The organism is Cryobacterium sp. Y50 (assembly GCF_002929805.1).
Taxonomy (GTDB): domain Bacteria; phylum Actinomycetota; class Actinomycetes; order Actinomycetales; family Microbacteriaceae; genus Cryobacterium.
The window spans coordinates 101,555-111,496 of the sequence record NZ_PJJM01000093.1; the positions used below are offsets into that span (position 1 = coordinate 101,555).

11 protein-coding genes are annotated in these 9,942 nt (G+C 62.1%); 2 read left to right on the plus strand and 9 right to left on the minus strand.

Annotated elements, in window-relative coordinates; all coding sequences use genetic code 11:
- Positions 1–26: 26 nt before the first annotated feature.
- The 8 genes from CXY73_RS11990 to CXY73_RS12025 all read right to left on the minus strand — a co-directional run bounded on the left by CXY73_RS11990 (position 27) and on the right by CXY73_RS12025 (position 6,562).
- A complete protein-coding gene (locus CXY73_RS11990; RefSeq protein ID WP_104136320.1) occupies positions 27–1,103 on the minus strand; it encodes a sugar kinase in 1,077 nt (358 codons plus the stop codon).
- Complete coding sequence (gene eda, locus CXY73_RS11995) at positions 1,100–1,750, minus strand: bifunctional 4-hydroxy-2-oxoglutarate aldolase/2-dehydro-3-deoxy-phosphogluconate aldolase (protein ID WP_104177828.1); 651 nt, start codon at positions 1,748–1,750, stop codon at positions 1,100–1,102. The genes CXY73_RS11990 and eda overlap by 4 nt, the downstream gene beginning before the upstream one ends.
- On the minus strand, positions 1,747–2,556 hold the full coding sequence (locus CXY73_RS12000) for a fumarylacetoacetate hydrolase family protein (protein ID WP_199184310.1): 810 nt from the start codon (positions 2,554–2,556) through the stop codon (positions 1,747–1,749). Before CXY73_RS12000 ends, eda begins: the two co-directional genes overlap by 4 nt.
- Entirely contained in the window at positions 2,543–3,595 is a 1,053-nt protein-coding gene (locus CXY73_RS12005; RefSeq protein ID WP_233198294.1) for a D-2-hydroxyacid dehydrogenase, read from the minus strand. Before CXY73_RS12005 ends, CXY73_RS12000 begins: the two co-directional genes overlap by 14 nt.
- The gene (locus tag CXY73_RS12010) at positions 3,596–4,321 is read right to left on the minus strand and encodes an amino acid ABC transporter ATP-binding protein (protein ID WP_304481833.1); all 726 of its coding nucleotides are present in this window, start codon (positions 4,319–4,321) and stop codon (positions 3,596–3,598) included.
- A gap of 37 nt (positions 4,322–4,358) precedes the next feature.
- Positions 4,359–4,997 (minus strand): amino acid ABC transporter permease, encoded by a 639-nt coding sequence (locus CXY73_RS12015; protein ID WP_104177829.1) that lies wholly within the window; start codon positions 4,995–4,997, stop codon positions 4,359–4,361.
- Positions 4,998–5,007: 10 nt separating this feature from the next.
- Entirely contained in the window at positions 5,008–5,661 is a 654-nt protein-coding gene (locus tag CXY73_RS12020; RefSeq protein WP_104136314.1) for an amino acid ABC transporter permease, read from the minus strand.
- A gap of 79 nt (positions 5,662–5,740) precedes the next feature.
- On the minus strand, positions 5,741–6,562 hold the full coding sequence (locus CXY73_RS12025; RefSeq protein WP_158254112.1) for a transporter substrate-binding domain-containing protein: 822 nt from the start codon (positions 6,560–6,562) through the stop codon (positions 5,741–5,743).
- Positions 6,563–6,730: 168 nt separating this feature from the next.
- Between CXY73_RS12025 and CXY73_RS12030 the strand changes: the two genes are divergently transcribed.
- Both CXY73_RS12030 and CXY73_RS12035 read left to right on the plus strand, forming a co-directional pair.
- Entirely contained in the window at positions 6,731–7,504 is a 774-nt protein-coding gene (locus tag CXY73_RS12030) for an IclR family transcriptional regulator (protein WP_199184309.1), read from the plus strand.
- Between the two features lie 270 nt (positions 7,505–7,774).
- Entirely contained in the window at positions 7,775–9,244 is a 1,470-nt protein-coding gene (locus tag CXY73_RS12035; protein WP_104136308.1) for a sugar transferase, read from the plus strand.
- A gap of 424 nt (positions 9,245–9,668) precedes the next feature.
- On the opposite strand, the gene CXY73_RS12040 is transcribed toward CXY73_RS12035, so the two are convergent.
- A partial coding sequence (locus CXY73_RS12040; protein WP_146071741.1) for a transposase occupies positions 9,669–9,942 on the minus strand: 274 nt, incomplete at its 5' end.

The window sequence follows — 9,942 nt, forward strand, 5'->3', positions numbered from 1 at the left end:
TAGCGGGCCGCAGGCTCCGCCGCGGGTCAGCGCTGCACCTGGGCACCTTGCCCGTTAACCAGGGCCTCGACCTCGGGGAGGGTGGCCATGGAGTTGTCACCGGGGGTCGTCATGGCGAGTGCGCCGTGGGCCGTTCCGTACTCGACGGCCCGCTCGAGTTCGTGTCCCTCGAGTAGCCCGAAGATGAGGCCCGACACGAATCCGTCGCCTCCACCGACCCGGTCGAGAATCTCCAGACGTTTGTATTGAGTTGACACGACCGTGGCCTCGTTTCGAGCCCTGGCCAGAGCGCTCCAGTCGTTGACTGTGGCCGAATGTACTTTTCGCACGGTCGAGGCCACCAGCCACAGATTCGGAAATCGCCCCAAGACCCTGCCCGCCAGGTCTTCCAGCGCCACATCCCCGCTGGGACAGACGCCGAGCCGGTCGGTGAAGTCGGTCGCTCCACCGACCAACACATCGGCGTGCTCGGCCAGCACGGTGAACACGGTGCGCGCCCGCTTTTGGGCAGCCTGGCCTCGCCAGAGGCTCGGTCGGTAGTTTAAATCGATCGAGACAACGGTGCCGTGTTTGCGTGCCGACGCCATGGCCGCGAGCGCTGTTTGCGTCGTGGACTCAGACAAGCCCGCGAAGATGCCTCCGGTGTGCAGCCAGCGCACTCCGAGCGAGCCGAAGAGGTGGTCCCAATCAATCTCGGCGGGTTGCAGCAGGGACGCTGCGCTGTGACCGCGGTCAGAGACGCCCATAGCACTGCGCAAACCGAACCCACGCTCTGTGAAATTGAGCGCATTGCGCGCCTGACGCCCAACGCCATCGAAATCTCGCCAGACAATGAGTGATGAATCGACCCCGCCGGCCAGAATGAGATTTTCGGTCAGCCGCCCGATTTCGTTGTCGACAAGTGACGTCGCTACCGCCGTGCGCTGGCCGAAGGTGCTCGAGAGGCCACGAGCCGCGTTGTATTCTCCGCCGCCCTCCCAGACCGCGAAGTTGCGAGCCGTGCGAATGCGACCCTCCCCCGGGTCCAACCGCAGCATGACCTCGCCGAGGGACACCGCATCGAATCGACAGTCCCGCTTGGGCCGGACGACCGGCCGGCTCATCGAGACGCCACGCGTACGAGGGAGCTCGCTTCACGCGCCAGCCGGGCAATCTCGTCAAACTGCTGGCTGGCGATGAGTGCCTTGGTGGCCATCCAGCTGCCGCCCGCCGCGAAGATCGACGGGCTCGCCAGAAAGTCGCTGACGTTCGCGGCGTTCACCCCGCCGCTGGGCATGAAGCGCACGTCGGGGAACGGTTCGGCCAACGTTTCGATCATGGACCGCCCGCCCAGCTTGCCGGCCGGAAAGAACTTCACGTGGCTCAGGCCCGCAGCGACAGCGGCCTGAAGTTCGGTCGCAGTGGCGATGCCGGGAATCACCGCCACATTGTGGTGCAGACACCGTTCGACAACCTCGATACTTAACCCGGGGCTGACCACGAACGAGACGCCGGCTTCGACGACGAGGTCGACCTGCTCGGCATTCAAGACGGTACCGGCTCCCACCAGCATGTCGCCGCGGTCGCACAGCCGACGGATGGTCTGGAGGCCGGCATCCGTTCTCAGGGTGACTTCGGCCACGGGCAGCCCACCGCTCACGAGCGCATCGGCCAGGTCGGTCGCGTGTACCACGTCATCGAGAACGATCACGGGCACAATGCCGAGGTGTTCAAGTCGAAGTAGAACGGAATCTTCGGACGTTTGGGTCATAAGAGCTCCTGCTCTAAGAGGGAAAGGGCCACTACGGGGTTGCGCAGGGTTCCGAGACCGGTCAAGGTGATGGCGACATCGTCTCCGGGTTCGACACTCGCCGACGTACCAGGCGCGCCCATGAGCACGACATCGCCCGCGCCCAATGTCATGATCGAGCTGAGATAGACGAGCTGTTCGATCACGTCGTAGGCCAGGTCAGTCGTGGTTCCGTGCGCTCGCAGCACACCGTTCACCTCGACGTCTATGCTGACATCGCGCCAATCCAGCTGGGTCGTGATGTACGGCCCGAGCGGGGTGAACCCGTCACCGTTCTTGACCTGAGTCATTTTCTCGTCGAAGGCGACCTGGCCAATGGCGGTTACGTCATTGCCGATCGTGTACCCGAGAATGGCACCCGGTACCTCGTCAGGCGTTAAACACCGTGCGTCACGCCGCAGCACGACGGCGAGCTCGCCTTCAACGTTGACCGCACCGGTGCGGGCATCCAGAACGATGGCGCACTGCGGCCCGACCGCAGTGCGGGCCGATTTCAGGAACGCTTGCGGGGGCATCCGTCTATCGCCGGGACCGTTGTGCGCCATGCCGAGAATCACGCGGGGCTCGCAGGGCGCGAGCAGCCGCGCATCCGCTTCAAAGATGTCACCGGTCAGGCGCAACTCGGCGGCAAAAAGGTCACGGATGCCGCACCAGCGATGATCACGCCAGACCACCGCACGCGGCCCAGCGGGGGTGGCGATGCGGGCTAGCCGCTCGGAGGCAGCCCGAAGCCCGGGCAGGGCAGGCGCGGTGCTAGTAGAACTCAACGGTGTCGACCTGGTTGAGAAGCGGATGCCCGTCGAGCAGGTTGGCAGCGTTGGCCGCGAAGAGCTCAGCAATGAGCCGAGGCTCGTTGCCGGCGAGCGCCGCGGAGTGCGGGCTGATAAGAACGTTCGGCATGTTCCACAGCGGGCTCTGCGAGTCGAGGGGTTCGTGGGCGACGACGTCTAGGGCGGCATACCCGAGCTGCCCGTTCTGCAGGGCGGCGATCAGCGCGGGCTCGTCAACGACGGATCCTCGCCCCACATTGACCAGGGTCACACCGGGTTTAAGCGCAGAGAAGACCGCTTCGTCGACTAGCCCCTTCGTGGCGTCTGTGCCCGGCAAGGTGACGACGATACCGTCGACGCGAGGCAACACCTCGGCCAGGCTATCGGGGTGCACGACTTCGTCGGCCCCGTCGCACACCATCACACGCCGACTGGTGGCGATCACGTGGCAGCCGAACACACCGAGCAGGCGAATGACCTGACGGCCGATGCCGCCAGTACCGAGCACCAGAATGGTCTGGTCGGCCAGGTGGCGCATTTGCAGGCGTTCCGACCACAGGTGGTCCCGCTGCTGGGCAATAAGTTCGGGGAGTAGCTTGGCACCGGCGAGCAGCCCGAACAGAGCGAATTCGGCGAGCGGGCGGCCGTGTACTCCGGCCGAGGTCGTGAACAGCACGCGGTTGAGGTCGGCAAGGCTGAGCCCCGCCGCTTTCACCTGCCCTCCCCCACCGGCCGCCATGGTTTGTACCCACCGCAATCGTGGGTTCGCCACAACCGTTCGCTGCAGCGCCGCCGGATTCACGTCTGGAATGCCATAGAGCACCTCGGCAGAATCAATCAGGGTCTCGTACTGCTGTTGCTCGACCGGTGTGCGTGAGAAGGCGGGATCACCGCGATAATCGGTGGCAAACCGCCGAGTCGGCAGAAGACTCGGCTCCCACACCAGGTCGATGCGGGGTTCGAGAGCGACGATGAGATCGCACAATTCTTCGTCGAGCGGCGTGGCCATCACCACCCGCAGCCGCGAGGCGCTCACTCAGAGCAACTTGCTGAGAAAGGTTTGGGTGCGCACGTGCTGGGGCGATTCAAAGATCTGGGCGGGGGTGCCCTCCTCAACAATGACGCCGGCGTCCATGAACAGCACTCGGTCGGCGACCTCGCGGGCGAACCCCATTTCGTGGGTCACGACGACCATGGTCATACCTTCCTCGGCAAGTTTCTTCATGACGTCGAGCACATCCCCGACGGTTTCGGGGTCGAGAGCGGAGGTGGGTTCGTCGAAGAGCATGACGGTGGGTTCCATGGCGAGTGCACGCGCGATGGCAACCCGCTGCATCTGGCCGCCAGAGAGGGTGCTGGGGTAGACATCCGCTTTGCTGGTGAGCCCTACTTTTTCGAGCAGGACCATTCCGCGGGCGTGTGCATCGACGCGGCTGACCTTGCCGACCTTCATGGGTGCCAGCATGATGTTGTCGATGACCTTCATGTGCGGAAACACGTTGAAGGATTGAAAAACCATGCCAACGTCGCGTCTCACCGCGTTGAGGTTGGTTTTTGCACCGGTGAGGTTGTGACCACTGATGGTCACTTGCCCTTCTCTGAACGATTCGAGAAAGTTCAGGCAGCGCAGAAAGGTGCTCTTGCCTGACCCCGAGGGGCCAATCACACAGAGCACTTCACCCTCGGCGACCTCGCAGTCGATGCCTTTGAGCACCTCCAACTTTCCAAAACTCTTGTGCAGGCCTTCGACCGTGATGATCATGAGTTACTCCGTCCGACGACTGAAAAATTTGATGCGCTCATGCCAGCTTCCGTTCGTACCAGGTACCGAGTAGCGAAATGGGATAAGAAATGACGAAGTAGAGTGCGCCCACGATGAGGAACGTCGTCAACGGCTCCTGATTGAGGGTGGTGACGATTCGGCCCGCCCGGGTGAGATCGACGAATCCGATCACGGATACAAGAGAGGATGCCTTGACCAACGCGATCAGAAACCCGATGCCCGGTGGCACGGCGATCTTCATCGCCTGCGGAAAAATCACGTAACGGAGCCGAACAAAATAGTGCATCCCGAGCGCTTCCGCTGCTTCCGACTGTCCTTTGGGAACGGCTTGGATACCGCCACGGATAATCTCCGCCATGTAGGCCCCGGAATAGATCGAGAGACCCACAACTGCTGTGAACCCTCGTGAGAAGGTGAGCGCGGGGAGCATGAGCGGCAGGGCGAAATAAGTGAACAGCAAGATGATCAGGATAGGAACGCCGCGGATGAAGTTGACATACAGGGAACTGATTGCGCGGGCGATCCAGCTCGGGGATGCTTTGGCGGTGCCTAGCACTACGCCAATCAGGCTGCCAAGCACACCCGCGGCAACACAGATGACGAGGGTCAGACCGGCACCACGCAGCAGGGGCGGTAGATATTGCACGAAGTCCATCAGCTCTGCCCTACCATCTGAAAGCCAACCTCTCGGTGATTCTGGATCCGAACGCGATGGCTGCCGACGTCAGAAAGTAGAGCAAGGCACCCACACTGAAAATCTCCAGGGTGCGCAGTGTTTGCGAGTTGAGGTTCTGCAGCGTCGAGGTCAGTTCATCAAGAGCGATGACCGATCCAATCGACGAGAACAGAAACAACACAATGAACTGGTTGGTCAGGGCTGGCAAAACGTTGCGAATGCCCGGCTTGAGAATGACGTACCGAAAGGTTTGGTGAAACGGCATGCCGAGCGCAGTTCCGGCTTCGCGCAGGCCCTTCGGCACGGCACTAATGCCCGCACGAAAGATCTCGGCGGTGTAGGCGGAGTTGTTCAGGGTCATGCCGATCAGCACTGACCACAGAGGGTTGAAGTTGATGCCGATGGAGCCGAGCCCGAAATAGATCAGGTAGAGCTGCACCAGCAACGGGGTGTTGCGAATTACCTCGATGTAGCCATTGCTGAACAGTTGCAGAGCCTTGAACCGGCTCGCCTTCGCGAGGTAGATGAAAATACCCAATACACCGCCGGCCGCGAAACTGATCAGGGTGACGTAAATGCTCACCCAGAGGGCTTTCAGCATCACGGGCAGATACGGGAGAATATCGCCAAAGTAGAGGGTCATGCATGGCCTTTCTTGAGCACCACGTCACTGCATTCGGTACTCGCCGACCGGCAGGCTCCGGTCGACGAGCCGAGGGAACCTAGCCGATGATGTCGGGAAGGTCCTCGTTGCCCCACTTCTGGAACAGTTCTTGATTGGTGCCCGAAGCGTTGAGATTGCGAATGAAGTTGTTCAGGTAGTTGATCCAGACCTGGTCTTCCTTCAAAGCGCCCATGGAGACGAGTGACGGAAAGAGCACGGGCTCGTCAACGACCGCGTAATTTGCGTTGTCTTCGGCAAGTTGCGCCACGGTGGAGCTTCCTTCGACGAGGGCGTCGACCTTTCCAGCCTGCAGTGCCGCCATAGCGTCGGCGATCGTTTCGAATCGCTCGACATTCGTGTCGGGAAAGTTCTTGATCATGATGGAGTCGTTGGTGCTGCCTCGCGCCACGGAAACGCTCTTGCCAGCCAGATCCGCGTAGCTTTCAACCGGGTTGGCGGTGTTGAACATGACGCCGGCGCCGTGAGCGACGTAGGGAATCGTGAAGCCGGCCTCTTTCGCGCGTTCGTCAGTAGCGGTCCACTCGGAGATGTTCACGTCGACCCGGTCAGACTTGAGCAGGGGCAGGCGGCTGGTGCCATCAGTGCTGACCAGCTCAAGTTCGACGCCGAGGGCCTCGGCGAGCTTCTCGGCGATGTCGATGTCGTAGCCCTCAAAGCCTCCGTCTGGAGTCTGCACGCTCCACGGCGGGTAATCGGGAAGAACGGCGACTCGTACGGTGCCGCTCTTGATCACCTTGTCGAGTTGGCTTGCGGCAGCGGTGCTACCGCCCGCGCTGTTCTCGGGCGACGTGCACCCCGACAGCAGGAGTGCGCACGCAAGCGCGGGAATAAGGACGAGTTTGGAATTCAACCGACGCATGTGCAACATCTCCAGAGTTAACTTCATTGGTACCTACCCGGATGTACTCCCGAATAGTGGGAGCACCTTTTACTATGTGAGAATATAGCATCAGCGAGGCTATTCCAGATAATCCGAATATCCCAACTAGGCTCAGGCGAACCAGCTGCCACCGAGAGGCGAACGACCATGCCAGACACTCCAGCACCGGCACCCAGCCGCGACATGGTGGGCAAAGCCCTGTCATTATTGACGCTGCTCGGCCAGCATCCGCATGGCGCGGTTGCCTCCGCCCTGGCTCGGGAGTCGGGGTTTCCGCTGAGCACAGCACACCGGCTGCTCGGCACTCTGGTGCGCGAGGGCTACGCCAAATTCGACCCGACCACCCGTCAGTACACGGTGGGGCTGCGCATCTTTCAGCTCGCCCAGACCGTGGCAGTGGCCTACGGCTTCGCCGGAATGACCCGCCCCATTCTGGAAGGCATCTCAGCCTTCACCCACGAGGCGACCCTGCTGGCCGTGCTCGACGGGGACCGCCAGCTCTACGTGCACACCGTGCAGGGGCCGCAGCAGGTACGCGTTGTGGGCGAGCCGGGCACACACGGGCCGCTGCACTGCGCCGCCGTCGGCAAGGTACTCATTGCGTTCTCGCCGGACGACGTGCGCAACCACCTGATTAACACGCTCGCCCTTGACCGATTCACCGCGAACACTATCACCGACCGCGACGCCTTTCGCACCGAGATCGAAGCGGTGTACACGCGCGGCTACGCCGTAGCCGACGAGGAGCACGAAGTGGGTATTCGAGCGATTAGCGTGCCCATTTTCGTGAACCAGAAAATCGTGGCCGCCGTCGCCACCGCCGCGCCAGCCTTTCGCGCCAGCATCGACCAGTTGGCACAGCAGGTGCCTCAGCTCGAGGAAGCTGCCCGCTCGCTTTCCACGGTGATGGCGCTGCGCTGAGACGCGACCCGCGTTCGGTACCGTCATTGAGGCCGCCAGGTACGTGCCGCTCACGGTTACCGATGACCGATGGGTCAGAGAGCTCGGTGCATCCGTATATCCCTTGCCTCAATTGCCTTCCAGCCACGACGAGACGAACGCCCGTAGTGTGGCAGTCGAAACAAAATTCGTCCTCCTATACCCCTCAATGGGGAACCCCCACTCCCGTAGTATTAGACACAGTGGCTACTTGCCACAGCAGGCACGCACACTCGGGGGAGGTGACCGCATTTGTCTAGCACGACACACACGCAAAAACGGGTGGATCCGGCTCACGATTGGCATGCCGTCTACTCGTCCCGCCTCACCCTCACCGACTTTCTGGTACTCATCTGGGTCGTGTTCGGCGTGCAGATCGCCTGGTTCGGCTTCGATAACGCCAACCTGGCCGTGCGTTCCAGCGATCTCGCCGTCTCATACACCGCGGTATCGATCATTCTCATCGCCAGCTGGATGGCCGTGCTCAACATCTATGGCACGCGCACCGACCGCGTGCTCGGTACCGGATTCGACGAGTACAAGCTGATCGTCGGGGCATCCGTTCGGCTATTCGGTCTCCTTGCCATCGTCGCGTACCTGTTTAAGATCGACGTGGCGCGCGGTTACATTTTGCTCGCCTTTCCCCTCGGCATCGTCGTGCTCGTGTTCTCGCGGTGGATGTGGCGCCAGTGGCTGGTCGCCCAACGCGCACACGGCCGGTACACCTCCCGGGTGATTCTGGTCGGCACGCAAGAGTCCTCCGCCCGCATCGCAAGCAAGCTGCAGACCCGCCTCGGCGCCGGCTACCTCGTGGTCGGCGCGTGCGTCACTGCCGGCCCGGCCGACCAGCACCTGCCGGGCAGCACCGTGCCCGTGCTCGGCGGCATCGACGATGTGCACGCCGCCCTCGATTCCCTCACCGCCGACACGGTGATCGTCACCAGCAGCGACGCCATCTCACCCACGCGCATGCGCGAACTCAGCTGGAGTCTCGAACCCAGCCGCCACCACCTCATCATGGTGCCGCGCCTCATCGACGTAAGCGGCCCGCGCATTCATACCCGCCCGGTCGCCGGACTGCCGCTCATTCACGTCGAGACCCCCCGCTACGAAGGCCAGACCCACTTCACTAAACGCGCCTTCGACATCGTCGGCTCAGCACTGCTTATTGTGGCGCTCTCCCCCGTGCTGGCGGCCATCGCGCTCACCGTGCGGCTCAGCGGCACGGGTGCGGTGCTGTTTCGCCAGCAACGCGTGGGCCACAAAGGCCAGCGCTTTCAGATGCTCAAGTTTCGGTCGATGGTAGCAGATGCCGAGGCTCGCCTGGCCGCACTGCAAGACTCCCCCCGCGCCGTCGGTAACTCGGTGATGTTCAAGATGAAAAACGACCCCCGCGTCACTCGCGCCGGCCGGTTTCTGCGCCGCTACAGCCTCGACGAACTGCCCCAGCTGTTCAACGTGCTCACAGGGTCTATGTCACTCGTGGGCCCCCGCCCACCGCTCGAAACCGAGATCACCGAGTACGAGTTGCACGTGCACCGCCGCTTTCTGGTCAAGCCCGGCATCACCGGGCTCTGGCAAGTCAGCGGCCGCTCCAACCTCACCTGGGAGGAAACCGTGCGCCTCGACCTTTATTACGTCGAAAATTGGTCACTCATGGGCGACCTCGTCATTCTCTGGCGCACCGCCAAAGCCGTACTGGCCCGAGACGGCGCATTTTAGGCGGATGCTGCATCCCGGCCCGCAGGTAGGACCCGAGAAAACAAGACGAGCCCGACTGTACAGTGCAACCTATCTGCCAATAGCTCGCCCCGACAGTGCTGGGCTATGGACTTCAGGTACTCGAGGGTCATGTCCCATTAGGTAGTGTTGTTTTCCGCTCCTGAGTATTGCTGCGTTAACGTAGCGAGCCACCTTGGGATGGTCAGTGAATACCGACTAAATCTCAATACCGTTCAGTTAAGCACTTGAATGGTGATTTCTGGTTCGTGAACGGGTTGTGGCCAGTGGGCGTGGTGGAAGCGTTTGGCGGGCCATTTCGAGACCTTGCGTTTGATGACGCGAGGGTTTGATCGTCGTCGACGCGGGTGGGGGCAACCGTCGGATGAGGGCGCGGACCGCATGGCGCCAGACCGCTTTGGCGTCGTCAGGCTGTGGAGGGAGAAAAAGCGCCCTGACCGACTGAGCGGCGGGCGATGCGGAGTGCGGCGATAAAGGAGACCCGGTCGGGGTCTCGGTGAGCGTGCTGGGCGGCCTTGACCATGAGGGTGCGGATCGCGTCGTGGCAGCACAGGTGGCCCCAGATTTCCTGCTTGACCAGCTCCGGGGATTTGGACCGCAGCACCATGCGCGGGCCACGTTGATGAGTTTTCAACTCGTCAAACACCGACTCAATCTCCCACCGTTCGGGATACACGGTT

What these genes read in the sequence shown, in the direction of transcription:
- CXY73_RS12030 (WP_199184309.1), top strand. Translation starts at nt 6,731, where the DNA reads ATGCCAGACACTCCAGCACCGGCACCCAGCCGCGACATGGTGGGCAAA.
- CXY73_RS12010 (WP_304481833.1), bottom strand. Translation starts at nt 4,321, where the DNA reads ATGATCATCACGGTCGAAGGCCTGCACAAGAGTTTTGGAAAGTTGGAG.
- CXY73_RS12020 (WP_104136314.1), bottom strand. Translation starts at nt 5,661, where the DNA reads ATGACCCTCTACTTTGGCGATATTCTCCCGTATCTGCCCGTGATGCTG.
- CXY73_RS12015 (WP_104177829.1), bottom strand. Translation starts at nt 4,997, where the DNA reads ATGGACTTCGTGCAATATCTACCGCCCCTGCTGCGTGGTGCCGGTCTG.
- CXY73_RS12025 (WP_158254112.1), bottom strand. Translation starts at nt 6,562, where the DNA reads ATGCGTCGGTTGAATTCCAAACTCGTCCTTATTCCCGCGCTTGCGTGC.
- CXY73_RS11990 (WP_104136320.1), bottom strand. Translation starts at nt 1,103, where the DNA reads ATGAGCCGGCCGGTCGTCCGGCCCAAGCGGGACTGTCGATTCGATGCG.
- eda (WP_104177828.1), bottom strand. Translation starts at nt 1,750, where the DNA reads ATGACCCAAACGTCCGAAGATTCCGTTCTACTTCGACTTGAACACCTC.